Consider the following 23,248-nt stretch of genomic DNA (forward strand, 5'->3'; position numbering starts at 1 on the left):
GCGAACATAGCATCGACGTGAAGGCCTGCAATGATTTATATTATCATTCTCATTTGAAGGATTTTGCCGCGCGCCGGCTCGTCGAAGTCAGTGCGCGCCAGATGCCCGCCCCGCTTCTTCCAGCATCGCCTCGAGCTGCCCCGGCGTGAACGGCTTGATCAGCACGGGGATGACATCGCCGCCCGGCCGAAGATTGGGCTCGGCATAGCCGGTGATGATCACTGCGGGCAGCGCCGGGCGGATTTCGCGCAAGCGCTGGACCAGGTCGGTGCCCGACAGGCGCGGCATCGCATAGTCGCTCAGCACCAGATCGAATGCGTCGGGCCGCTTGCGGACCAGGTCGAGCGCGGCGGCGCCCTCGCCGACATCGGATACCTTGTGGCCCAGATCCTCCAGCATCGCCGCCGTGGTCGCGCGGACGCCGTCATGATCATCGACGAGCAGGATATTGAGCCGGCGGGAGCGGCCGCCGCGCACGGGCTCGACGGCGCCCATGGCCGGCTGCGCTGCGCCGGATGCCGCGGGGAGCCATATCTCCACGCGCGTTCCCTTGCCGAGTTCGCTAGTCAGGCGGATCGCGCCGCCGGACTGTTTGGCAAAGCCATAGACCATGGAGAGGCCGAGGCCGGTCCCCTTCCCCACCGCCTTGGTAGTGAAGAACGGCTCCATCACCTGGTCGATCTGGTCGGGCGCGATGCCGCAACCGGTGTCGGAGACGGTGAGCACGACATAGCGGCCCGCCTCGAGCGAAATGCCCTCGACATCCTCGCGTGTCCGCACTTCGCGCGTCGCCGCGTCGATCGTGACGGTGCCGCCCTCGGGCATCGCGTCGCGCGCGTTGATCACCAGGTTCATAATCGCCAGTTCGAGCTGCGCGCCATCGGCGAAGACATGCGGCAGGCCGTCCTCGCGCTGCCAGTGCAGTTCGACGAGCCCACCCAGCGTGTGCGCGAGCAGGCTGCCGACCGCCTTGGCCAGGTCCGCCACGTCGATCGCCGCGGGCTCCAGCTTCTGCCGCCGCGAAAAGGCGAGCAGATGCCGCACCAGCTCGCTGCCCTGTTCCGCGGCGTGCCGGGTCATCTCGACCAGCCGCTTCTGCTCGGGATCGAGCGGGATGCGCCGCTCGATCATGCCGATCCCGCCGAGCACCGCGGCGAGCAGATTGTTGAAGTCGTGCGCGATGCCGCCGGTCAGCTGGCCGATCGCGTCCATCTTGCGGATATGGTTGAGCTGGCTCTCCAGCTCGCGCCGGTCCGAGATGTCGAGCAAGGTGCCGGCATATTCGATCGGATCGCCGGCGCTGTCGCGCACCAGCACTGCCTGGTCGAGAAAGTGGCGATATTCGTCGTCGGCGCAGCGCCAGCGATATTCGACCGAATGCGCCCCGCCCTGCGCGCGCGTCGCCAGCGCCGCCTGTACGCGCTCGCGATCCTCGGGGTGCAGCCGCTCGGCCCAGAGCCCGGGCGTGCCGCGTACCGCATCGAGCGTGTAGCCGGTCAGCGTCTCGAAATTGCCGCTGGCATATTTGGGGACGCGCGGCTCGGCGCCGACATCCTCGAGATAGAGGATGATCGGCAGCGAGGCGATGATGGCCGCCTGGCGCTGCTCGGCCAGCCGCAATTGCTGCTCGGCGTGGAGCCGCTCGGCATTGGCCCGCAGATTCTCGTCGAGCAGGCGCTTTTGCTGCTCGGCATTGCGCTGCACTTCCTTGCGCATCGCATAGAGGTCGACGAACACCGCGACCTTGGAACGCAGCACCGTCGGCTCGACCGGCTTGAACACATAGTCGACTGCGCCCGAGGCATAGCCGCGCAGCAGATGCTCCATCTCCTTGTTGACTGCGGAGAGGAAGACGATCGGCACGCGCCGCGTCTGCTCACGCTCGCGGATCAGCGCGGCGGTCTCATAGCCGTCGAGCCCGGGCATATAGACGTCGAGCAGGATCACCGCGAACTCAGTGCGCAGCAAATGGCGCAGTGCTTCCTCGCCCGATTTGGCGACGACGATCTCGGCCACATCCTCCAGCACGTTGGAGATGGCGATCAGGTTGCGCTCGTCGTCATCGACCAGCAGCACCCGCACCGGATCGACCGGCAGCGGCTCGAAGACCGGGGTTTCGGTCATCGGCCCCATCACGATCGACGGGGAGATCGGAACGACGCGGCGTGCCATATCAGCCATGCTCCACGACGATGAGGTCCGCTGCCTGCTTGTCTTCCCGCGAGCGCGCGATCCACACCCGCAGCAGCGCGAGCAGCAGGTCGATGTCGACCGGCTTGGCGATATAATCGGAGGCGCCGGCGTCGAGGCATTTCTGCCGGTCGCCCTTCATCGCCTTGGCCGTGACTGAGATCAGCGGCAGCATCGCCAGCTGGGGCCGCTGGCGAATCTGGCGCATCGTCTCATAGCCGTCCATCTCCGGCATCATGATGTCGATCAGCGCGATATCGATGCCCGGCGTCTGCTCGAGGATGACGATGCCGTCCGCGCCGCGCTCGGCATGGAGCACTTCGACGCCGTAGCTCTCGAGCACGCTGGTCAGCGAGTAGATGTTGCGGATGTCGTCATCGACGATGAGGATCCGCGCGCCGGCCAGCTCGGGCACCGCGCGCAGCGCCGCCTCGGCCTCGGGCACCAGCTCGATCACGGTCTTCTTGCGGCCCTCGATCGTCTCGGCAAGCGCGGCGAACACCGTCGCCAGTTCCTCGCCATCCGCGGGCTTCTCGGTGACGCCGGTCGCGCCCAGGTCGATCGCGCGGGCGAGCTTGTCGGCGCCCGAGATCACCTGGATCGGCATGTGCCGCGTCTGTGGATCATGCTTGAGCAGATCGAGCAGCACGAAACCGTCAATGTCGGACAGGCCGAGGTCGAGCGTGATCGCATCGGGCTGGAGCTTGCGCGCCAGCGCCAGCGTGCCGGCGCCGGCCGCCGAGATCACGCCCTTCAGCGCCGCGCCATGCGCGATGTCGAGCAGGATCGAGGCAAAGGTGGGATCGTCCTCGACGATCAGCACGAACGGCGCGCCTTCCAGTCCGTCACGGTCGTCGCTGAGCTCGAAGGCGGCGGGCAGCGCCGCGGGGGCGAGTGCGCCGCTATTGTCGTAGCGCGGCTGGCTGCCTTCGCCCGGCAGCGTCGCCGGCGCGACGGCCTGGGGCGGGACGAACAGCGTGAAGGTCGATCCCTTGCCAGGGGTCGAGCGCACCTGCAGCTCGCCGCCGAGCAGCCGCGCGATTTCGCGGCTGATCGAGAGGCCAAGGCCGGTGCCGCCGTACTTGCGGCTGGTGGTGCCGTCGGCCTGCTGGAATGCCTCGAAGATCAGCTTCTGCTTGTCCTGCGGGATGCCGATGCCGGTATCGGTGACTGAGATCTCGATCGCGCGATCGAGCCCGCGCAGCACTGGGTGGCTGGTGCTCCACCCGCCCGCGGCGGCGCGAACCGCCAGCGTGACCGAACCTTGCGAGGTGAATTTGAAGGCGTTGGAGAGCAGGTTGAGCACGATCTGCTGCAGGCGCTTCTCGTCGGTGCGGATCGCGGTCGGCAGCGTCGCATCGAACTCGACATTGAAGTCGAGGCTCTTGTCGGCGGCAAGCTGGCGGAAGGTGCGCTCCATATGCTGCTTAAGGCCCTGGAGCGGCATCTCGCCAATCTCGATCGACACGGTGCCGGACTCGATCTTGGACAAGTCGAGAATGTCGTTGATCAGGTTGAGCAGGTCCGAGCCCGCCGAGTTGATCGTGCGCGAGAAATCGACCTGCTTCTCGTTGAGATTGCCCTGCGGGTTGTCTGCCAGCAACTTGGAGAGGATCAACAGCGAGTTGAGCGGCGTGCGCAGCTCGTGGCTCATGTTCGCGAGGAACTCGGACTTGTACTTGGAGGTGAGCGCGAGCTGCTCGGCCTTCTCCTCCAGCGCGCGGCGGGCCATTTCGATCTCGAGGTTCTTCGCCTCGACCTGACGCTTCTCGTTCTCGAGCAGCTGGGCCTTTTCCTCCAGCTCCTCATTGGTGTTGTGCAGCTCTTCCTGCTTGGTGGTCAGCTCGGTCTGGCGCGCCTGCAACTCCTGGGTGAGCAGCTGCGACTGTTTGAGCAGGCCCTCGGTGCGCATCGTCGCGGCGATCGTGTTGAGCACGATGCCGACCGATTCCATCAGCTGGTCGAGGAAGCTCTGGTGCGTCTCATTGAACTCGCTGAACGAGGCCAGCTCGATCACGGCCTTCACTTCATCCTCGAACAGCGCCGGCAGGATGGTGACGTTGGCGGGGCGCGCTTCGCCGAGGCCCGAGCCGATGCGCAGGAAGTCCGCGGGCACGTCCTCGAGCAGGATCGGCCGCTTGTCGGCAGCGGCCTGGCCGATCAGGCCTTCGCGCAGCTGGAAGGCCGGCTTCAGCGCCTCGCGCCGCTCCGCGCCATAGCTGGCCGCCAGCTCGAGCATCGTGTCGTCGCCGTCGCGGTTGGTGACGTAGAACACGCCATATTGCGCGTTCACCAGCGGCGCGAGCTCGGACATGATCAGGTTGGAGACGGTCGAGAGATCGCGCTCGCCCTGAAGCATGCGCGAGAAGCGCGCGAGGTTGGTCTTGAGCCAGTCCTGCTCGGCGTTCTTGAGCGTCTGATCCTTCAGGTTGCGGATCATCTCGTTGATGTTGTCCTTGAGCGCCGCCATCTCGCCCGACGCCTCGACGGCGATCGAGCGGGTAAGATCGCCCTTGGTCACCGCGGTCGCCACATCGGCGATCGAGCGCACCTGGTTGGTTAGATTTGCCGCAAGCTGATTAACGTTATCGGTGAGATCGCGCCACAGGCCGGCGGCGCCCGGCACGCGCGCCTGGCCGCCCAGCTTGCCCTCGATACCCACTTCGCGCGCCATGTTGGTCACCTGATCGGCGAAGGTGGCGAGCGTCTCGATCATCAGGTTGATCGTCTCGGCGAGCGCGGCAATCTCGCCCTTGGCGTCAAGCGTCAGCTTGCGCTTGAGGTTGCCCTGCGCCACCGCGGTGACGACGTCGGCGATGCCGCGCACCTGGTTGGTCAGGTTGGTCGCCATCAGGTTGACGTTGTCGGTCAGATCCTTCCACGTGCCGCCCACGCCCGGCACCTGTGCCTGACCGCCCAGCTTGCCCTCGGTACCGACCTCGCGCGCCACGCGCGTCACTTCGCCGGCGAAGCCGTTGAGCTGGTCGACCATGACGTTGATCGTGTTCTTGAGCTCGAGGATCTCGCCCTTCACGTCCACCGTGATCTTCTTAGACAAGTCGCCGCGCGCCACGGCGGTGGTCACCTCGGCGATGTTGCGGACCTGGCCGGTGAGGTTCGCCGCCATCAGGTTCACATTGTCGGTAAGATCGGCCCAGGTACCCGCGACGCCGCGCACCTGCGCCTGGCCGCCGAGCTTGCCCTCGGTGCCCACTTCGCGCGCCACGCGCGTCACTTCCGAAGCGAAGGAGTTGAGCTGATCGACCATCGTGTTGATCGTGTTCTTGAGCTCGAGAATCTCGCCCTTCACATCGACGGTGATCTTCTTCGACAAGTCGCCCAGCGCCACGGCGGTGGTCACCTCGGCGATGTTGCGGACCTGGCCAGTGAGGTTGGCGGCCATGGCGTTCACATTGTCGGTCAGATCCTTCCAGGTGCCGCCCACGCCCGGCACCTGTGCCTGGCCGCCCAGCTTGCCTTCCGAACCTACTTCGCGCGCCACGCGCGTCACTTCCGAAGCGAAGCCGTTGAGCTGATCGACCATCGTGTTGATCGTGTTCTTCAGCTCGAGGATTTCGCCCTTCACATCGACGGTGATCTTCTTGGAAAGGTCGCCCGACGCCACGGCGGTGGTCACCTCGGCGATGTTGCGGACCTGCCCCGTAAGGTTGGTCGCCATCGCGTTCACATTGTCGGTGAGGTCCTTCCAGGTGCCGCCGACGCCCTCGACCTGCGCCTGGCCACCCAGCTTGCCTTCCGACCCCACTTCGCGCGCCACGCGCGTCACTTCGGAGGCGAAACCGTTGAGCTGGTCGACCATCGTGTTGATGGTGTCCTTCAGCTCGAGAATCTCGCCGCGCACGTCGACGGTGATCTTCTTGGACAAGTCGCCCTTCGCCACCGCGGTCGTCACTTCGGCGATGTTACGGACCTGGCCGGTCAGATTGCCGGCCATCAGGTTGACGTTGTCGGTGAGATCCTTCCAGGTGCCGCCGACGCCCTCGACCTGCGCCTGGCCGCCGAGCTTGCCTTCGGAGCCCACTTCACGCGCCACGCGCGTCACTTCCGAGGCGAAGCCGTTGAGCTGGTCCACCATCGTGTTGATGGTGTCCTTCAGCGCGAGGATTTCGCCGCGCACATCGACGGTGATCTTCTTGGAAAGGTCGCCTTTCGCAACGGCGGTCGTCACCTCGGCGATGTTGCGGACCTGGCCGGTGAGGTTCGCCGCCATCAGGTTGACGTTGTCGGTGAGATCCTTCCACGTGCCGCCGACGCCGGGCACCTGCGCCTGGCCGCCCAGCTTGCCTTCGGTGCCGACCTCGCGCGCCACGCGCGTCACTTCCGATGCGAAGGAATTGAGCTGGTCGACCATGACGTTGATGGTGTTCTTCAGCTCGAGGATTTCGCCCTTCACCTCGACGGTGATCTTCTTGGACAAGTCGCCCGATGCCACGGCGGTGGTCACCTCGGCGATGTTGCGCACCTGGCCCGTCAGGTTCGCCGCCATCAGGTTGACGTTGTCGGTCAAATCCTTCCACGTGCCGCCGACGCCGGGCACCTGCGCCTGGCCGCCCAGCTTGCCTTCGGTGCCGACTTCGCGCGCCACGCGCGTCACTTCCGATGCGAACGAATTGAGCTGATCGACCATGACGTTGATCGTGTTCTTCAGCTCGAGGATCTCGCCCTTCACCTCCACGGTGATCTTCTTGGAAAGGTCGCCCGACGCCACCGCCGTGGTCACCTCGGCGATGTTGCGCACCTGGCCGGTCAGGTTGGTCGCCATCGCGTTGACGTTGTCGGTCAGATCCTTCCAGGTGCCGGCGACGCCCTTCACGCGCGCCTGGCCGCCCAGCTTGCCCTCGGTGCCGACTTCGCGCGCCACGCGCGTCACTTCGGCGGCGAAGGAGCCGAGCTGCTCCACCATGGTGTTCACCACCTTGCCCATGCGCAGGAACTCGCCGCGCAGCGGGCGCCCGTCGATCTCGACGGTCATCGATTGGGACAGATCGCCCTTGGCCACCGCACCGATCACGCGCGCGACCTCGGCGGTCGGCTGGACCATGTCCTCGATCAGCTCGTTGAGCGCGCGCAGCTTCGCTTCCCAGCCGCCGGTGGCGCCGCGGACATGGCCGCGCTGGGTGATCTTGCCTTCCTTGCCGACGACTCGCGAGAGCCGCTCGAACTCATTGGTCATCTGCTCTTCGAGGCTCACCACCTCGTTGAACAGCATCGCGATCTCGCCATCGGCACCGGGAAGATCCTCCGGCAGCCGGACCGAAAAGTCCCCGCGCCTTAGGCTACGGAGCGCAGATACGAGGCGACGGCGGTCCAGCGTATCGTGGGATTGTTCGTGCACCCAAGGCTCCAGGCATCTCCCACCCCGCTTAACAAATTCGACGACCCCCCGGCCGTTACTTCCTGACATAGCAGAGCTATTCGGTTCGGCGCACGAAAAATCGCAACCGAACGCTCCGCCCCGGGACAGCGCCGACAGAGCCGAGACAGGGGTTGCCTAATCCAGATCAACCGTTAGGAACCCGGCTGCCGGTGGGGACCGATACCAGGGAGATTTCCCGGGCCATGCCCGCTCGGCGCGACGTATCCGGCTTTATCCGTTCTACCTTCCGCTCGGTCTGGGCGCTCGAACTGCTGTGTTTCTTGCGCAAGGCGCCCGAGCGCAGCTGGGACCGCGCCGAACTGGTGGCGGCACTGCGCGCCAGCGACCTGGTGATCGAACAGAGCCTTGCCGCGCTGACCGCCGCGGGGCTGGTGGTGATGCTCACCGAGGACCAGGCGAAATATCAGCCGGCGAGCGCGGCGCTCGACGCTCTGGCGCGCGAGGCCGAAGCACAATATGCCAGCAGTCCTGACAAGGTACGACGCCTGATCGTCACGGGGGATGGCGGGTTGAGTGCGTTCGCGGACGCTTTCCGCGTGCGAAGAGACTGAGACATGGGCAATCTCGCTCCGGCGATCGTGTACATATTGTGCTTCGTGACGAGCAGCGCCTGTGCGTGGCTGCTCGGCCGGACCTGGTACCGGACGCGCACGCCCCTGCTCTTCTGGAGCGCCGCCTGCTTCACGCTGCTGTCGGGAAACAACCTGTTCCTGATCTTCGACCTGCTCGTGTTCCCGGACATCGATTTCCGGCTGGTGCGTGGCCTGCTCTCGCTGAGCGCGGTGTCGGTGCTGCTCTACGGCTTCATCTGGAACCGGGAGGCCGGCGAGTGACGCTGCTCGATTTCATCTCGGGCGCGAGCACCATGGGGTTCTTCGTGGCCGCGCTGTTCTTCCTGCGATTCTGGCGCAACACCGCCGAACCGCTGTTCGCATCGTTCGCGGCGGCGTTCTTCCTGTTCGGCATGGCCCATGGCCTGCTCACGCTGGCCGGCATTCCGATAGAGGAGCGCAGCTGGATCTACCTCATCCGGCTGGCGGCGTTCCTCATCATCCTGGCCGGAATCGCGCGGAAGAACCTGTCGCACTGAGCCGCGCCACGGCGCGAGCGCCTGACGCTAGTGAATATCCAACGATATCAATAAAATAAATGGCGGAGAGGGTGGGATTCGAACCCACGTTACGGTTACCCGTAAACCGCATTTCGAGTGCGGCGCATTCGACCACTCTGCCACCTCTCCGCGAGGCGATTCTTGCGCGGAACAGATCCGCGTCGGTCGCTGTGAGCGGGGGCCACTAGCGCAGCGTTTTGGATACTGCAAGCACGTCCTTGTACCTAAACGCAGAGATATTAGATTAAGGGCATGACTCAGACGCCCGGCGCCTCGCTTCCTCCCTTAGAACCCGGAGTTCCGATGCCCCCGGTTGCGACCGCACGCTTCGCCATCGGCGATGTGGTGCGCCACCGGCAGTTCGAGTTCCGCGGCGTGATCTTCGACGTCGACCCAGTCTTCGCCAATAGCGACGAATGGTATGAGGCGATTCCCGAGGACGTCCGCCCGCGCAAGGACCAGCCCTTCTACCATCTGCTCGCCGAGAACGACGAATCGAGCTATGTCGCCTATGTCAGCCAGCAGAATCTGGTGACCGACGACAGCGACGAGCCGATCGACCATCCGGCGATCGACGGGCTGTTCGACGGCTATAATGCCGGGCGCTACACGCTGAAGCGCAATCACCGTCACTAAACTGCCCTTTTCGGGCACATAGCCGGTTGACTTCCACGGCGCTCTACCTTAGCTGCGCCCTTCCTCCTGCCGGGGTCCAACCTTGGCGGGCACAAGCATTTGAACCAGAGAAGAGACCCGATGTTCGCTATCGTGCGCACGGGCGGCAAGCAGTATCGCGTTGCCGCGGGAGACAAGATCGTAGTCGAGAAGCTCGACGGTGAGGCCGGTTCGACGGTCACGCTGGGCGACGTCCTTCTCGCAGGCGAAGGTGGTGATCTGCAGTCGACGGACGGCATCACCGTCTCGGCCGAGATCATTGCGCAGGCGAAGGGCGAGAAGGTCATCGTCTTCAAGAAGCGCCGCCGGCATAACTATCGCCGGAAGAACGGCCATCGCCAGAACCACACCATCCTGAAGATCACCGCGATCGGTGCGCAGGAAGAGAAGAAGAAGGCCGCGCCGAAGGCGAAGAAGGCCGCCGCTCCCGCCGAGGCTGAAGCCCCGGCCGCTGAAGCGTAAGCAGAGATACGAGGAGTATAGACCATGGCACATAAGAAGGCAGGCGGTTCCTCCCGCAACGGCCGCGACTCCGCGGGCCGCCGTCTTGGCGTGAAGAAGTTCGGCAGCGAAGCAGTCGTCGCCGGCAACATCATCGTGCGCCAGCGCGGCACCAAGATTTATCCGGGCGTGAACGTGGGCATGGGCAAGGACCATACCCTCTTCGCACTCGTGGACGGCCGCGTGTCGTTCAAGGAAGGCAAGCTCGGCCGCAAGTTCTGCTCGGTAGACATGATTGCGGAAGCTGCCGAATAACATCGGGTAACCGGCCGGGTTGCCCACCAGGGTGACCCGGGTTCGGCGAACGAACCAGCTGAAAAGGGAGACGGGTCACCCCGGCTCCCTTTTTTATTTCCTCCCTGACACCGCGACGCAACAAGCACGTCACACTAACGTGGCGTGGGGCGTCGCAGGACCGAGGAGATGGTCATGTTCGTGCGAACGCAGAGACTGACATTGCGGCCCGGCTGGCCCGAGGACGCCCCTGCCCTGGCCCAGGCGATCGGCCATGAAAGCGTGGTGCGCAACCTGTCGCGCGCGCCATGGCCCTATCATATGGAAGCGGCCGAAACCTTCCTGTCGAGCTTCGGCGATCCGATCGATCCGAAGTTCCTGGTGTTCGAGCACCAGGGCGGCGCGCTGCGCCTGATCGGCGGCGTCGGGCTGAGCGAATGGAAGGATGAGCCCAACGAGCTCGGCTATTGGTTCACCCCCGACAGCTGGGGCCGCGGCTTCGCGACCGAGGCTGCGCGCGGTGTGCTACAGGCAGCGCGCGCGCGCGGTATCCGCCGGGTGACCGCGGGCCATTTCATCGACAATCCTGCCTCGGGCAAGGTGCTGCGCAAGCTCGGCTTCCGGCCGACCGGCCAGCTCGTCGCCATCTATTCGCGCGGCCGGGGCTGCGAGGCGGCGACCGCACGCTACGAGATCGACCTTTCGGAGGGCGATTGTGGCGGCACCGACCAGGACGACCGAATGGCGGCATGATCGATCCTCCCCAGGGGTCGCCTTGGGGAGGATCGCATGATCTGAGTGCTTTCGCCTTTGTAAATCATGGCCTAAGCCGTGGGTTTACAGGGGCAACACCGCACAAGATGACCGCCGCACCACGCAAACGCCTTTCTCCCGAAGAATCCCGCGACGCCGCGCTGGAGGCTGCACGCGAATTGCTGCTGGAAGCCGGCCCGCAGGCAGTGACGCTCAAGGCGGTCGCCGCGAAGATCGGGCGCACCCACGCCAATCTGCTCCACCATTTCGGCTCGGCCGCCGGTCTGCAAAAGGCACTCGCCGCGAATATTGCCTGCGGCGTGACCGCCAAGATCGGCGCAGCGGTGATGCGCGCGCGCCAAGGCACTGACCATGACGACCGCGAAGTGGTCGACATGACCTTCGATGCCTTCGACAAGGGCGGCGCGGGGGCGCTGGCGAGCTGGATGATCCTGACCGGCAACCAGGACGCGCTCGACCCTATCCTCGAGGCGATCCACGGCCTGATGGACCAGCTGGCCGAGGGGCATGACGACAAGACGCATTCGCTCCACGAGGAAACGCTGCAGCTGGTGCTGATGGCACTGGGCGACGCACTGCTCGGCGCGCCGATGGCCCGTGCGCTCGGCCTGCCGCGCGACAAGGCCCGCGATATCGCCGCCGCCCAGCTTTCGCGCACGATGGGCGAGCATCATGCTGACGGAGAGCCGCATCCATGATCCTGTTCTCGCTCGCGCTGCTCACGCTTCCCGCGCCGGACAAGAGCTGCACTCTCTCCGCGCAGTGGGGCACCAAGGTGCCGAAGAAGACCGCCAACGCCTATGAAGTGCGCGACGGCGGCGGCGAGGCTTTGTGGGGATTCATCCGCGCCAGCGACACCTCGCTTGAGGACTTCGCCAGCGGCGCCGGCCGAGACACGCCGCACCGTCCGATCATCCTCTATGCCGCCGAGCCCGATTGCGCAGTAGTGGAGCGCTATGCCGCCATCATCGAGGCGGCCGCCAATTGCGAGCCCGACTGGTGCGTGGTGAGCTACAAGCCCACGCCGCCGCTCGCGACGCCGCCCAAGACGAACTGATACTATTCCGCCGCCGCCCTGCCGCTGCGCCGGGCATATAGCGCCACCGCCTCGTCGACCGCCGCCGCCAGCCCGGCGATGGTGAAGGGTTTGCGCAGCACGGTGCGGCCCTGGAAGATCGCGGCGTCCACTTCGCCCGCAAAGCCGGTGACGAACAGCACCGCAACGCCGTCGATCTGGTCGCCCAGGCCCGCGATCATCTCCGGGCCGGTCTGGCCGGGCATCAGCACGTCCGAGATGATCAGATCGAGCGACGGCATCGCCGCAATCGCAGCCGGCGCGGCAAGCGGATCGTCGCAGCCGATGGCGTGATGGCCGAGTTCCTCCATCGCTCCGAGCGTCGCGGCGAGAACGCGCGGATCGTCCTCGACCACCAGCACATCGAGCGCGCGGGCGGGCGTGGCGGCGGCTTCCTCGGTAGCGGGCGACGCCTCGGGCAGCGCCTCGCCGAGATGGCGCGGCATGTAGAGCGTCACGCGCGTCCCCTTGCCGGGCGCAGTATCGATGCCGATCTCGCCCCCCGACTGGCGGACGAAGCCGAAGATCTGGCTGAGCCCGAGCCCGGTGCCCTTGCCGACCGGCTTGGTGGTGAAGAAGGGCTCAAACACGCGCTCGAGCACTTCGGGTGTCATGCCCATGCCGGTGTCGCCGACTTCGATCGAGACATAGTCGCCTGCCGCGCACTCGCCGATCTGGTTCTCGGCCAGCGTCGCGCCGCCGGTGACGATGCTGAGCGTCCCCTGCCCGTCCATCGCATCGCGCGCATTCACCGCCAGGTTGAGCAGCGCATTTTCGAGCTGGTGGCGGTCGACCCAGATCCGCCAATGCCTGCCTGCGTCGCGCGTCTCGACGGCGATGCCATCACCCAGCGTGCGATCGAGCAACTCGGTCATGCCCTCGATCAGCGTCCCCGCCTCCACGGCTTCGGGCAGCAGCGGTTCGGCGCGGGAAAAGGCGAGCAGGCGGCGAGTGAGCGCTGCGGCGCGGTTGGCGCCCTCCATCGCATTCTCGATATGCTTCTGCGCATCGGCGCCGCCGCGGTGGAGATGGCGCTTGGCGAGTTCCAACCCACCCAGAACGACGGCCAGCATATTATTGAAATCATGCGCGATACCGCCGGTGAGCTGACCAACGGCTTCCATCTTCTGCGCCTGGCGGAGCTGCTGCTGCGCCGCCTCGCGCTCGCTCGCCTCGGTGCGCAGCTGGGCGGTCGCCTCGGCCACCGCATGCTGCAATTCAACCGAACGCTCGCGCTCGGCATCGGCGTTCGCGTCGGCAACCGCGCGCTCGCCCTGCGCCTCGATCGCCATCCAGCCGAGCAGCACCGCGCCGAGCACGATCAATATGCCGAAGCCGGTGAGCACCCGTGACGCCATGCCCGAATTGGCGAGCAGATCGGCAGCCGCCCTGGTCCGCTCGGTGAGCTGGCCCCGCTCGGAATCGACGACTTCGTTGAGCAATGCCTCCAGCTGGCCGCGCGCCGGGCTCTGGCGGACCTGGTAGTAGCTGCCCCAGGCATCGGTATGCCGTTTGTAGGCCGAGTAGAGCGCGGTGGTCGCCAACTCCTTGCCGCGGGCATCGAACGCCTTTTTCAGCCGGGCAATGCGGGCCTGCTGGTCGCGATTGTCCTTGGTGGCCTGCCGCAGCCGGTCGAGCTGGTCGGCAGCGCGGTCCCATTGGTCGCTATATTGCCGGCCGAGATTCTTGTCGGCACTGACCACATAGCGGCCCAGCGCCGCCTCCGCCCCGGCAATTGCGCCGGAAAGCTGGCTCGCCCGCATGATCACGTCGAACGTGTGCTGCTGGCGGGCGATCGCCCGGTCACGCTCGGCATCGGTGCGCGACTGGAGCACCGCGACCGCGGCGAGCACGACGATCCCGAGCAGCGCGAGCGCCCCCAGAAGCGCGAACCGCCAGTTCGTCGCCCGGATGGCGCGCTCCAGAGCGGGGTTACTCTCACTCATTACGCCGCCGATTCTAGTCCAGCGGCGCCGAGTAGGAAAGCATTCTCAGGCGATGACGCCCACGGCCTGGCCCGCGGCCTTGAACATGCCCAGCACGCGCTGGATCTGCTCGACGCTGTGCTCGGCGCAGAGCGAGCAGCGCAGCAGGAACGTACCCGCCGGAGTCGCCGGGGGGCGGGCCATGTTGACGTAGAGGCCGCCCTCGAGCAGCGCCTGCCACATCATCACCGCCTGCTCCTGATCCTCGAGGATCACTGCGATGATCGCCGAATCGGGGTTCTCGGTGCCGAGCTTGAAGCCCATTTCCTTGAGGCCGCCGTGCAGCGTGCGGGCATTTTCCCACAGATGCGCGCGCTTGTTATGCGCATGCATCAGCTTGCGGATCGACATCGCCGCGGTCGCCACCACCGAAGGGGGCAGCGAGGCAGTGAAGATATAGGGGCGGCACGCCAGGCGGATCGCCTCGAACTTCGGGTGATCCGAAACGCAGAAGCCGCCGACGGTGCCGACCGACTTGGAGAAGGTGCCAACGACGAAATCGACCTGGCCCTCGAGCCCCTGATCCTCATAGACGCCGCGGCCATTGGGGCCGAAAAAGCCCATCGAATGCGCTTCGTCCGACAGGACCATGCAACCGTGCTTCTTGGCGACGGCGACCATTTCCTTGAGCGGTGCGATGTCGCCGAGCATCGAATAGACGCCCTCGAGCACCACCAGCTTGCCGGCCTCCTTGGGCAGGCGGCCGAGGCGCTTGTCGAGATCCTCGACGTCATTGTGGCGGAAGCGGACGATCTCGGCATTGCCCTGCTTGCAGCCGTCATAGATCGACGCATGGCTGTCGGCGTCGAGGATCACATACTCGCCCTTGCCGACGAGCGTGGAGATCATGCCGAGATTGGCCATATAGCCGGTCGAGAAGACGATCGCGCCGGAGACGCCGTAGAAATCGCGCAGCGCCTGCTCGACTTCCATATGGTCGTGGAAGGTGCCGTTGAGCATGCGGCTGCCATTGGTGCCCGAGCCGAACTTGTCGAGCGCGTCCTTGCCGGCCTGGATCACGTCCGGGTCGAAGGTCATGCCCATATAATTATAGGTGCCGAGCAGGATCGTGTCCTTGCCCTTGATCACCGCCTCGGTGGGCGACTTCACTTCTTCCATCACGATGGCGAAGGGATCGGTGACGCCGCTGTCGAGCAGCGCCTGGCGCTCGGCGATCAGGCCGTCGAACTTCGACATCAGGTCGCGCCCAGAGTCGTTGGCGGGGGCGACCTCGGCCGGGTTGGCGGGGAGTGCGTCGGCGGTGTTCAGGCTGTCGGTCACGTGCTTAGCCCTTGAGCTTCTGCACCGCGTCGACCAGCTGGCCGATATTCTCGATCTCGGCCTGCATGTTCATCGTGATGATGATGTCGAACTCGTCTTCGATCGCGGCGACGAAATCCATCACCGTGAGGCTGTCCCACTCGAGGTCACCGGCAAAGGTGGTGCTGTCGGTGAGTGCGACGCCCTTCTTGTTGAAAGGCTCGATCTGGGCGGTGACGGTCTCGAAGACGGAAGCGCGGTCGGTCATGGGGTCCCTCTACTGGTATCGTTTCGCAGTGCCAAGCGATTGCGGCGGAAACGCGCCGCCGCGGGGGCAAGCTGCCCCCATGCCGTTCCGGCGGCCTTGCGGGCGCCGGGCTTGTAAAGGATTTACAAGAAACATTGACTCGCCTGAGGGGCAAAGAGTCAACATTTTCGCGCCCCGGCCCAGGCCGCCGACGCTGCGACACCAGCAGACGAAATCCTACATTGCAAGGCGGGATTTGAGGCGGGGCGCAATCCCCGCTAGAGGCTCGCGATGCTTCGATTGTCCGGACTCAATCTGCCGCTCGACCACACGCCCGAGGCCCTGCCCGAGGCGATCGCGAAACGGCTGGGCATCGAACCCGCCGAGCTGAAGAGCCACAAAGTCTATCGCCGCGGCAATGACGCGCGGCGGCGCAATGCGATCCAGCTGGTCTATACCGTCGATGTCGCGCTGACCGACGAGGCGGCGGTGCTCGCGCGCTTCCCCGACGACAAGGACCTGCGCCCTACCCCGGACATGACCTATACTTTCCCGGTGATGGCGCCGGGCGGCTGGAGCGGCAAGCGCCCGGTGGTGATCGGCGCGGGGCCGTGCGGGCTGTTCGCCGGGCTGATCCTGGCGCAGATGGGCTTCCGGCCGATCATCCTCGACCGCGGCAAGGTCGTGCGCCAGCGGACCAAGGACACCTGGGGGCTGTGGCGCCAGGGCGAGCTCAATCCGGACAGCAACGTCCAGTTCGGCGAGGGCGGCGCGGGCACATTCTCCGACGGCAAGCTCTATTGCCGCGTGAAGGACCCGCGCTTCCTCGGGCGCAAGGTACTCGAGGAGTTCGTCAAGGCCGGCGCGCCGGACGACATCCTGTGGGAAGCGCATCCGCATATCGGCACCTTCCGGCTGGTCACGATGGTCGAGAGCATGCGCCGGACGATCGAGGAACTCGGCGGCGAATATCGCTGGGAGACGCGGGTCGACGATATCCAGCTGGAGCGCACGCCCGACGGCAACCAGCAGGTGCGCGGGCTGCACGTCCATGATCTTGCCGGCGGCGGCGACAGCTTCCTCGAGACCGACCATGTCGTGCTCGCGGTGGGGCATAGCGCGCGGCCGACCTTCGAGATGCTGCATCGGCGCGGCGTGCATCTGGAGGCCAAGCCCTTCGCGATCGGCGTGCGGATCGAGCATCCGCAGAGCTGGATCGACCGCGCGCGCTTCGGCCAATGCGCCGGGCATCCGGACCTGGGCGCGGCGGCGTACAGCCTGGTGCATCACGCCTCGAACGGGCGCAGCGTGTACAGTTTCTGCATGTGCCCTGGCGGGCGCGTGGTCGCGGCGACTTCCGAGGAAGGCCGCGTCGTCACCAACGGGATGAGCCAATATTCGCGCGCCGAGTTCAATGCCAACTCCGGGCTCGTCGTCGCGATCGATCCGGCGAAAGACTATCCGGGCGGGCCGCTGGCGGGGATCGAGCTGCAGCGGCACTGGGAAGACATGGCGTATATCGCCGGCGGCTCCAACTATCATGCGCCGGGGCAGAAAGTGGGCGACCTGCTCGCGGGGCGCGCCTCGACCGAACTCGGCGAAGTCATCCCCTCGTACAAGCCGGGGGTGAAGCTGACCGATCTCTCGGAATGCCTGCCGGGCTTCGTGATCGAGGCGTTTCGCGAGGCGCTGCCGGTGTTCGGGCGGCAGATCGCCAATTACGACCATCCCGATGCGATCATGACGGGGGTCGAGACGCGGACCTCCTCGCCGGTGCGGATCACGCGGGGCAAGGATCACCAGAGCCTGAATGTGGCGCGGCTGTTCCCCGCGGGCGAAGGCGCGGGCTATGCGGGGGGGATTCTCTCTGCCGCGATCGACGGGATCAAGACGGCCGAGGCTGTGGCACGGAGCTTGGTGGGCGAGTAACGGGCCGCCGATGCGCGGCGAGGCAGGTGACCACGCTCGCCACCACCAGTACGAACGCCAGCGCCTCGAGTGCGGTTGGGCCGCGCCCTTCCCACGCAAAGGCATAGAGCAGCGCGAACAGCGTCTCGAAGGTGATCATCTGCCCCGCCAGCGTGAGCGGCAGCAACCGGCTCATCCGGTTCCACAGCGCATTGCCGATGACCGAGGCGAACAGCGCAACGCCGATCGATACCGCGGCGAACAAGGCCCAATCCCCTGCCCCGTGATGGCCGACACCGAGCAGCAGCGCGAGCGGGACCAGTGCCAGGCTCTGCGCGCCGGTGACGATGCCGAGGAGCAGGCTCCAGTCGTGCGCCGACACGCCCCTCACCCGGCCGAGCATATGGTTGTTGCCGATCGCGAAGCTGCCCCATGACGCCAATGCGCCAAGCGCGCAGAGCAGGCCGGCGAGCTGGATGGCTACCGGGCGGGTCGAGGGCAGGAACAGCGCCTGCCCGCCGATGCACAGCGCGCCACCCGCGCAGAGCAGCAGCGACGGCGCGAGGCGGATGAGCGGGACGGCGCCCTGCGCGCGGCTGCCGGCGATCGTTACCACCACGGGGAGGAAGCCGATCACCAGCGCGGTCATCGCCGCACCGCCGAGCTGCACCGCGCTGGCGAGGAGGAGATAATAGACTGTGTTCCCGGCAAGGCTGAGCCAGATGAGCGCGCGCCATTCGCTGGCCGCAAGGTGCGCGACGACGCTGCGCCAGCGCGGCGCGAGCAGCGCGGCGGAAAGCAGGCCATAAGCGAGATAGCGGCCGATGGTCAGCTCGAGCGGGCCGAAGGCGCGGGCAAGCTCGGGGGCGAGGAAAACCAGGCCCCATAGCGCGCCCGCAGCGGCGCCGCAGAACACCCCCAGCGCAATCGACCCGCGTTTGTTCGGCATCAATCTTCCCTTCGAAGCGGGACATATCATCGCGCGAACGGGCTGAGCGCTCTTGATTGATGCGCCGAATGCAACAAAAACTCAGCACATGGCCAGCGAACAGGACAAATCCCCGCGCACGCTCGACGGCTTCGACCGGGCGATCCTTCGACTCGTGCAGGCAGACAACAAGATGCCGCAGCGGAAGATCGGCGAGGCCGTGAACCTGTCGGCGGCGGCGGTGCAGCGGCGGATCGCGGCGATGGAGGCCTCGGGCGTGATCGCGCGCAATGTGGCAATCGTCGATCCCGACGCGCTGCCGCTCACCATCACTTCGATCGTCGAAGTGCAACTGGTCGACGAGCGCGCGGCGACGGTGGAGCCGGCGCGGCGGCTGTTCCTCGACACGCCCGATGTGCAGCAATGCTATTACGTCACCGGCGGGGTGAGCTTCATGCTGGTGATCGTCACCACCGACATGCGCGCCTATTCGGCGCTGACCCGGCGGCTGTTCGCCGAGAACGACTTCATCGCCAGCTATCGCTCGCTGATCGCGCTCGACCGGGTGAAGGCGGATAGCAGCGTGATCATCCCCTAGGCAGCTTCTCGCGCGCCTTCACCCAGCGCCACCGCCTCGATCCAGCAATCGACCTGGCCGGCGATCTTCCGGAGCAGGCCGGCGTGGAAATGGGTGACGTCGGCCATTTCGTCGGGGCCGGCGAGATCGGCGAGGTCGAGCACCCAGACATGGTCGGGATTCTCGCGCGCGGCCTGGCGCCAGATCGCGTTGAGGCGCCGGCACCGCTCGGGGGTGTGGTTGAGGCCGGCGCGGTATTTGTCGGCCGGCGCGTCCTCGGGCGGGAGGACGACGAGCATGCGGCGCTGCTGCTCGATCAGCATGATGCAGGTGCGGACGACGCAGGTCTGGTAGAGGCCGAGATCGACCAGCGGCCAGCGTGTCCCCCAGCGATTGTCGAGATAGTCGACGGTCGCGCCATAGACGAGGAAGGGCGGGAAGACCTGGTCGTGCCAGCTGTCATCGTCCATCATCGCCATCGCGAACAGGCGCGGATAGTGGTCGAACTCGATCGCGGGGCGGAAGCGGCTGTAATGCGCGATGCCGCCCGACTGGCAATCGAACATGATGCGGATCGCGGGCTCGGGCATCAGCTGCGGGGCTTGTTCGGCCAGGATCGCGCCGCGGACTTCGGGATCGTTGAAGTCGGCATCGGCGATCCAGTCGGGATCGGTGCGGTCAAAGACCCAGCCTTGCGTGTCGATCTCCGGCCATTTCACGCGGACCTTGGACAGCGCATAAGCTTCGAGGCCCATGTGCATGATACGGCACGAGAAAGTGAAATGGACGAGCTTCTCCGCCACGCGATCGACCATGATGAAGCCGACCAGGCCGTGGCGGCCATAGGCGTCCCAGGCGAAGATCGACCAGCTGTCATAGGCCTTCACGTCGATGATCCGGGCTTCGAGCGCGGCCTGCTCCACGCGTGAGCCGGTGTAGTTGAGCTGGTTCGAACGGTTGATCAGGTCCGCAATGCGCTCGGCAAAATCGAGATTGTCCATGAGATAGGGCGCAGTGGAGCGGAGGCCGCAGGTGCGGAGGAAGTCGTGGTTGGAGAGCGCCGGCAGCGCGGCGCGATCGGCCTTGCGGGCTTCCAGCATGCGGTAGCGTTCGACGCGGCTCTTGCCCGGCGGCGTCAGCGCGAGCAGGCCGGCGAGATGGTCGTCGGCGTGCGGATCGGTGATGTCGAGCAGCTGGATGTCGGGGATCGCATGGGCGACTTCGCGCAGGTTTATCGGGTTGTCATCGACGAAGAGCACGTCGGGCGCGCGCAGCTGCATGTCGGCAAGGGTCGCGCGGATCGCCTCGGGCTTGGGGGTGAAGGCGATATGGGGGAAGACGAACTCGTCCCACAGGCCGAGCTCGGTGAGCTTGGCCTGCGCGGTAGGGAAGTCGTTCTTCGAGCAGATCGACGAGACCACGCCGCGCGCGTTGAAGGCGCGGACCAGCTCGGCGCGGTGTTCGTGCAGCGCCACCGCCTCGCCGTCCGCGAGCGTGCCGGCCCAGAGCGTGTCGTCGAGGTCCCAGATGATGAGCTTGAGCATCCTCCATTTTAGGATGCTTTTGGCTAGAGCAGCCCCTGCTCGCGATACCAGGCGGCGGTGGCGGCGAGGCCGGTACTGGCCTCGACCTGGGGTTTCCAGAGGTTGGCGGGCGGGCGGCGCCCGGCGTCGATCACCCAATCCTCGTGGCAGAAATAGGCGACGCGATCGGGCGTGAGCTTGGCGTTCTTGCCGCGGACCAGCCGGTCCATGTGCGCGCCGGCCATCAGCAGCATGCGCGGGAGCGCGAAACTGGCGACGCGCTTGCCGAGCGCCGCGCCGATCGCGGTGGCGAACTGCTTGTGGCTCCAGCCGGTCTCGACCCCGTCATCGGCATCGAGGATCTGGTTGCAGCCATCGGTGGTGGCGAGCGCGAGCAGCAGGCGGCCAAGGTCGCCAACCTCGATCAGCGAGATGCGCCCGCCGCGCGGCATCAGCGCGAGGCCTTTCTTCGCCAGCTTGAACAGTTCGAGCATCTCGAGGTCGCCGGGGCCGTAGATTGCGGGCGGGCGGACGATCGTCCAGTCGAGGCCCGAAGCCATGACAAGCTTGTCGCCCTCGGCCTTGGACCAGCCATAGGCGGAGAGTTCGGGCTCGCGCGCGGCGAGCGAGGAGACGTGGACGAAACGCTGGACGCCCTGCGCCTTGGCGGCGGCGAGCATGTTGCGGGTGCCGTCGATATTGCCCGCCGCGAAGCCCGCGCGATCGGGCGCGTTGACCACGCCGGCGACATGAATGACCGCGTCGGCGCCTTCGCAGAGCTGGGCGAGCGCTTCGGTGTTGCCCAGGTCGCCCTGCACCCAGATGATGCCCTTGCGTTCGGCCTGGGGGCGGCGCGTCAGGGCGCGAACCTGGTGGCCGGCTTCAACGGCGAGGGCGATCAGGCGGGTACCGACAAAGCCGGTGCCGCCGGTAAGGGCAATGATGCTCACAGCAGCGCCATATGGCTGCGGTGGACGAGTGTCGAGCGCGGGGCATAGCCGAGCAGATCGGCCTGTTCCTCGTTGCGGCGGCCGAGGATGCGGGTGGCGTCTTCGGCCGGATATTCGGCGAGGCCGCGGGCGAGCGGCCTGCCGTCGGGTCCGGCGATCACGACCAGATCGCCCCGGGCGAACTCGCCCTCGACGCGCGTGGCGCCGGCGGCGAGCAGGCTGCGCCCCTGCCCCAACGCCCTCGCCGCGCCTTCGTCGACATGGATGGTGCCGTGCGCGGTGATGCCGCCGGCAAGCCATGCCTTGCGGGCGGGGGCGGACTTCTCGGCGACGAAGAGCGTGTGCCTCGCCTGCGCGCCGAGCGGGTGCTCGATCCGGCCCGAGGCGATGGCGAGATGCGCGCCGGCGGCGTTGGCGATGCGCGCCGCGGCGATCTTCGAGACCATTCCGCCCGATCCCATGCCCGAGGCGCTGCCCTTGTCGGCCATGTTCTCGATGCCGCTATCGATCCGCTCGACGCGGGGGATATGGACCGCGCCGGGCAGCGCGGGGTTGCGGTCGTAAAGTCCGTCGACGTCGGAGAGCAGGACGACGCCCCCTGCCCCCGCCGCCTGGGCGACGCGCGCGGCAAGGCGGTCATTGTCGCCGAAGCGGATCTCCTCGGTGGCGACACTGTCATTCTCGTTGAGCACGGGGACGACGCCGAGGCCGAGGAGCCGGTCGAGCGTCGCGGCGGCGTTGAGATAGCGGCGGCGGTCTTCGAGGTCGCCGAGCGTGACCAGCATCTGCGCGGCGGTGAGACCGTTGGCGCCGAGCACATCCGCCCAGACGCGGCTCAGCTCGATCTGGCCGGTGGCGGCGGCGGCCTGCGCGTCTTCGAGGCTGGCGCGGCCGCCTTTGGCGAGCTTGAGGCGGCGCGCACCGAGCGCGATCGCGCCCGAGGAAACGACGGCGACCTGCTGCCCGGCCTGAACGCGCGCGGCGATGTCGGCGGCGATGCCCTCCAGCCAGGCGCGGCGCACGCTGCCGTCCTGATCGACGAGCAGCGCCGAACCGATCTTCACGACGATGCGCGGGCAGGATGCGGGCGGGAAGAGCGACATGGGCGTCAGTTGTGCGGAACCGATGCGGATGGCAAGCTTCAATACTCCCTCTTCGCGGGAGGATTTTTCGCGCTCCCTGTCACCGACGCCGCTATCAGGTGGCCGGAACTGGCCAGAGGAATAGGCTCTTGTTGAATTTGCTGCTGCTTTCCGGCGCGCTCCTGTTGCAGAACGTGCCGGCGGAAAAATCGCAATCGGCTCCTGCGGACAAGGTAGCGGCGGAGCCGGACACGCCGCTGATGACCGCAGCAAAGGCGAACCTGCCGCTCGCCAAGACCCGGCCGGTGCAAAAGGGAACGGTAGATGACAGCGTGCCGGAATCGGCCAAGGCGCAGGGCGCGCATGGCAAGGTCACGCTTACCGGCGTGATGGGAACGGACGGACGCCTGACCGAATTGCGCGTGACTACCAGCAGCAAGTCCGACGAGCTCGATGCCGCGGCACTGGCAGCGGCTGCGGCGGCGGAATTCGAGCCGACGCGTGACGCGCAGGGCAATCCGCTGGTCTATCCGGGGCGCATCCCGTTCAAGTTCGACAGCGCGCTGGACAGCGGCGCGCCCGGCTATCGATGCGGGCAGATGGTCCGCGACACCGATTGGTGGGTCGCGCACTGGCCGGGCGAGGACGACGATTTCCGGAAGATGTTCACGGGTTTCGCGATCGCCGGCTCGGTCAGCCGCGGTCAGGAGGCAATTCGCCAGGCGATCGCCGATTTCGACCGGCGCTGGGAAGCTGCAATCGCGGCATGCCGAAAGGCGCCGGATCGCAAGTTCCTCGAGCTGTTCAACAAGCAGCGCTAGGCGCGATCC

At 66.4% G+C, this 23,248-nt stretch carries 21 protein-coding genes and 1 tRNA gene; 12 read left to right on the forward strand and 10 right to left on the reverse strand.

Translation table 11 applies throughout. The features are described 5' to 3' along the window. Positions 1–87: 87 nt before the first annotated feature. The gene (locus HZY97_RS13680) at positions 88–2,181 is read right to left on the reverse strand and encodes a response regulator (protein ID WP_180144707.1); all 2,094 of its coding nucleotides are present in this window, start codon (positions 2,179–2,181) and stop codon (positions 88–90) included. Further along, entirely contained in the window at positions 2,174–7,420 is a 5,247-nt protein-coding gene (locus tag HZY97_RS13685) for a HAMP domain-containing protein (RefSeq protein ID WP_257215076.1), read from the reverse strand. The genes HZY97_RS13680 and HZY97_RS13685 overlap by 8 nt, the downstream gene beginning before the upstream one ends. 350 nt (positions 7,421–7,770) lie before the next feature. On the opposite strand from HZY97_RS13685, the gene HZY97_RS13690 reads away from it, so the two are divergent. From HZY97_RS13690 to HZY97_RS13700, 3 genes are read left to right on the forward strand one after another with little or no spacing between them, the layout of a single operon-like run. Next, positions 7,771–8,139: a hypothetical protein gene (locus HZY97_RS13690; protein WP_180144711.1), complete on the forward strand. Its 369-nt coding sequence runs from the start codon at positions 7,771–7,773 to the stop codon at positions 8,137–8,139. Between the two features lie 3 nt (positions 8,140–8,142). After that, complete coding sequence (locus tag HZY97_RS13695) at positions 8,143–8,421, forward strand: DUF5985 family protein (protein ID WP_180144713.1); 279 nt, start codon at positions 8,143–8,145, stop codon at positions 8,419–8,421. After that, entirely contained in the window at positions 8,418–8,678 is a 261-nt protein-coding gene (locus HZY97_RS13700; RefSeq protein ID WP_373684366.1) for a DUF5985 family protein, read from the forward strand. The genes HZY97_RS13695 and HZY97_RS13700 overlap by 4 nt, the downstream gene beginning before the upstream one ends. A 60-nt stretch (positions 8,679–8,738) precedes the next feature. On the opposite strand, the gene HZY97_RS13705 is transcribed toward HZY97_RS13700, so the two are convergent. Beyond that, a tRNA-Ser gene (locus HZY97_RS13705) sits at positions 8,739–8,828 on the reverse strand. 123 nt (positions 8,829–8,951) lie between these two features. Here HZY97_RS13705 and hspQ point away from each other — a divergent pair. The 6 genes from hspQ (at position 8,952) to HZY97_RS13735 (ending at position 11,940) form a co-directional block, all read left to right on the forward strand. After that, the gene (gene hspQ / locus HZY97_RS13710) at positions 8,952–9,335 is read left to right on the forward strand and encodes a heat shock protein HspQ (protein ID WP_180144716.1); all 384 of its coding nucleotides are present in this window, start codon (positions 8,952–8,954) and stop codon (positions 9,333–9,335) included. Between the two features lie 120 nt (positions 9,336–9,455). Next, the gene (rplU, locus tag HZY97_RS13715) at positions 9,456–9,836 is read left to right on the forward strand and encodes a 50S ribosomal protein L21 (RefSeq protein WP_180144719.1); all 381 of its coding nucleotides are present in this window, start codon (positions 9,456–9,458) and stop codon (positions 9,834–9,836) included. Between the two features lie 24 nt (positions 9,837–9,860). Next, on the forward strand, positions 9,861–10,130 hold the full coding sequence (gene rpmA, locus HZY97_RS13720; protein WP_180144722.1) for a 50S ribosomal protein L27: 270 nt from the start codon (positions 9,861–9,863) through the stop codon (positions 10,128–10,130). A 174-nt stretch (positions 10,131–10,304) separates the two neighbouring features. Beyond that, the gene (locus tag HZY97_RS13725; protein ID WP_180144725.1) at positions 10,305–10,862 is read left to right on the forward strand and encodes a GNAT family N-acetyltransferase; all 558 of its coding nucleotides are present in this window, start codon (positions 10,305–10,307) and stop codon (positions 10,860–10,862) included. Between the two features lie 107 nt (positions 10,863–10,969). Continuing rightward, positions 10,970–11,581, forward strand: a complete 612-nt coding sequence (locus tag HZY97_RS13730; protein WP_180144728.1) for a TetR/AcrR family transcriptional regulator — start codon at positions 10,970–10,972, stop codon at positions 11,579–11,581. Next, on the forward strand, positions 11,578–11,940 hold the full coding sequence (locus tag HZY97_RS13735; RefSeq protein ID WP_180144731.1) for a hypothetical protein: 363 nt from the start codon (positions 11,578–11,580) through the stop codon (positions 11,938–11,940). The genes HZY97_RS13730 and HZY97_RS13735 overlap by 4 nt, the downstream gene beginning before the upstream one ends. 2 nt (positions 11,941–11,942) lie before the next feature. On the opposite strand, the gene HZY97_RS13740 is transcribed toward HZY97_RS13735, so the two are convergent. From HZY97_RS13740 to HZY97_RS13750, 3 genes are all read right to left on the reverse strand, one after another. Beyond that, positions 11,943–13,904, reverse strand: a complete 1,962-nt coding sequence (locus HZY97_RS13740) for an ATP-binding protein (RefSeq protein ID WP_180144733.1) — start codon at positions 13,902–13,904, stop codon at positions 11,943–11,945. 45 nt (positions 13,905–13,949) lie between these two features. Then, complete coding sequence (locus tag HZY97_RS13745; protein WP_257215107.1) at positions 13,950–15,140, reverse strand: aminotransferase class I/II-fold pyridoxal phosphate-dependent enzyme; 1,191 nt, start codon at positions 15,138–15,140, stop codon at positions 13,950–13,952. Positions 15,141–15,228: 88 nt separating this feature from the next. Beyond that, a complete protein-coding gene (locus HZY97_RS13750) occupies positions 15,229–15,471 on the reverse strand; it encodes an acyl carrier protein (protein ID WP_116842527.1) in 243 nt (80 codons plus the stop codon). A gap of 270 nt (positions 15,472–15,741) precedes the next feature. Between HZY97_RS13750 and HZY97_RS13755 the strand changes: the two genes are divergently transcribed. Then, positions 15,742–17,379 carry an NAD(P)/FAD-dependent oxidoreductase gene (locus HZY97_RS13755; protein WP_180144739.1) on the forward strand — a complete coding sequence of 546 codons (1,638 nt, stop codon included), beginning with the start codon at positions 15,742–15,744 and terminating at the stop codon, positions 17,377–17,379. On the opposite strand, the gene HZY97_RS13760 is transcribed toward HZY97_RS13755, so the two are convergent. Next, on the reverse strand, positions 17,336–18,307 hold the full coding sequence (locus HZY97_RS13760) for a DMT family transporter (RefSeq protein ID WP_180144741.1): 972 nt from the start codon (positions 18,305–18,307) through the stop codon (positions 17,336–17,338). The genes HZY97_RS13755 and HZY97_RS13760 overlap by 44 nt on opposite strands. 88 nt (positions 18,308–18,395) lie before the next feature. Here HZY97_RS13760 and HZY97_RS13765 point away from each other — a divergent pair, with 88 nt between their 5' ends. Beyond that, on the forward strand, positions 18,396–18,884 hold the full coding sequence (locus HZY97_RS13765) for an Lrp/AsnC family transcriptional regulator (protein ID WP_180144744.1): 489 nt from the start codon (positions 18,396–18,398) through the stop codon (positions 18,882–18,884). On the opposite strand, the gene HZY97_RS13770 is transcribed toward HZY97_RS13765, so the two are convergent. The 3 genes from HZY97_RS13770 to proB are packed head-to-tail and all read right to left on the reverse strand — an operon-like array spanning position 18,881 to position 22,439. After that, positions 18,881–20,407, reverse strand: coding sequence for a hypothetical protein (locus HZY97_RS13770; RefSeq protein WP_180144746.1), 1,527 nt, complete (start codon positions 20,405–20,407; stop codon positions 18,881–18,883). The two genes, HZY97_RS13765 and HZY97_RS13770, sit on opposite strands and share 4 nt — an antisense overlap. 23 nt (positions 20,408–20,430) lie before the next feature. Beyond that, on the reverse strand, positions 20,431–21,336 hold the full coding sequence (locus HZY97_RS13775; RefSeq protein ID WP_373684367.1) for an NAD-dependent epimerase/dehydratase family protein: 906 nt from the start codon (positions 21,334–21,336) through the stop codon (positions 20,431–20,433). After that, entirely contained in the window at positions 21,333–22,439 is a 1,107-nt protein-coding gene (proB, locus tag HZY97_RS20985; RefSeq protein ID WP_257215078.1) for a glutamate 5-kinase, read from the reverse strand. Before proB ends, HZY97_RS13775 begins: the two co-directional genes overlap by 4 nt. 128 nt (positions 22,440–22,567) lie before the next feature. On the opposite strand from proB, the gene HZY97_RS13780 reads away from it, so the two are divergent. Next, a complete protein-coding gene (locus tag HZY97_RS13780) occupies positions 22,568–23,239 on the forward strand; it encodes a TonB family protein (RefSeq protein WP_180144751.1) in 672 nt (223 codons plus the stop codon). Positions 23,240–23,248: the final 9 nt, after the last annotated feature.

The organism is Sphingomonas sp. R-74633 (genome assembly GCF_013416555.1).
GTDB lineage: Bacteria > Pseudomonadota > Alphaproteobacteria > Sphingomonadales > Sphingomonadaceae > Sphingomonas.

Excerpts from the sequence above, each read along its gene's own strand:
- HZY97_RS13680 (WP_180144707.1), bottom strand. The coding sequence starts at position 2,181 with ATGGCTGATATGGCACGCCGCGTCGTTCCGATCTCCCCGTCGATCGTG.
- HZY97_RS13685 (WP_257215076.1), bottom strand. The coding sequence starts at position 7,420 with ATGCTGTTCAACGAGGTGGTGAGCCTCGAAGAGCAGATGACCAATGAG.
- HZY97_RS13690 (WP_180144711.1), top strand. The coding sequence starts at position 7,771 with ATGCCCGCTCGGCGCGACGTATCCGGCTTTATCCGTTCTACCTTCCGC.
- HZY97_RS13695 (WP_180144713.1), top strand. The coding sequence starts at position 8,143 with ATGGGCAATCTCGCTCCGGCGATCGTGTACATATTGTGCTTCGTGACG.
- hspQ (WP_180144716.1), top strand. The coding sequence starts at position 8,952 with ATGACTCAGACGCCCGGCGCCTCGCTTCCTCCCTTAGAACCCGGAGTT.
- rplU (WP_180144719.1), top strand. The coding sequence starts at position 9,456 with ATGTTCGCTATCGTGCGCACGGGCGGCAAGCAGTATCGCGTTGCCGCG.
- rpmA (WP_180144722.1), top strand. The coding sequence starts at position 9,861 with ATGGCACATAAGAAGGCAGGCGGTTCCTCCCGCAACGGCCGCGACTCC.
- HZY97_RS13725 (WP_180144725.1), top strand. The coding sequence starts at position 10,305 with ATGTTCGTGCGAACGCAGAGACTGACATTGCGGCCCGGCTGGCCCGAG.
- HZY97_RS13730 (WP_180144728.1), top strand. The coding sequence starts at position 10,970 with ATGACCGCCGCACCACGCAAACGCCTTTCTCCCGAAGAATCCCGCGAC.
- HZY97_RS13735 (WP_180144731.1), top strand. The coding sequence starts at position 11,578 with ATGATCCTGTTCTCGCTCGCGCTGCTCACGCTTCCCGCGCCGGACAAG.
- HZY97_RS13740 (WP_180144733.1), bottom strand. The coding sequence starts at position 13,904 with ATGAGTGAGAGTAACCCCGCTCTGGAGCGCGCCATCCGGGCGACGAAC.
- HZY97_RS13745 (WP_257215107.1), bottom strand. The coding sequence starts at position 15,140 with ATGTCGAAGTTCGACGGCCTGATCGCCGAGCGCCAGGCGCTGCTCGAC.
- HZY97_RS13750 (WP_116842527.1), bottom strand. The coding sequence starts at position 15,471 with ATGACCGACCGCGCTTCCGTCTTCGAGACCGTCACCGCCCAGATCGAG.
- HZY97_RS13755 (WP_180144739.1), top strand. The coding sequence starts at position 15,742 with ATGCTTCGATTGTCCGGACTCAATCTGCCGCTCGACCACACGCCCGAG.
- HZY97_RS13760 (WP_180144741.1), bottom strand. The coding sequence starts at position 18,307 with ATGCCGAACAAACGCGGGTCGATTGCGCTGGGGGTGTTCTGCGGCGCC.
- HZY97_RS13765 (WP_180144744.1), top strand. The coding sequence starts at position 18,396 with ATGGCCAGCGAACAGGACAAATCCCCGCGCACGCTCGACGGCTTCGAC.
- HZY97_RS13770 (WP_180144746.1), bottom strand. The coding sequence starts at position 20,407 with ATGCTCAAGCTCATCATCTGGGACCTCGACGACACGCTCTGGGCCGGC.
- proB (WP_257215078.1), bottom strand. The coding sequence starts at position 22,439 with ATGTCGCTCTTCCCGCCCGCATCCTGCCCGCGCATCGTCGTGAAGATC.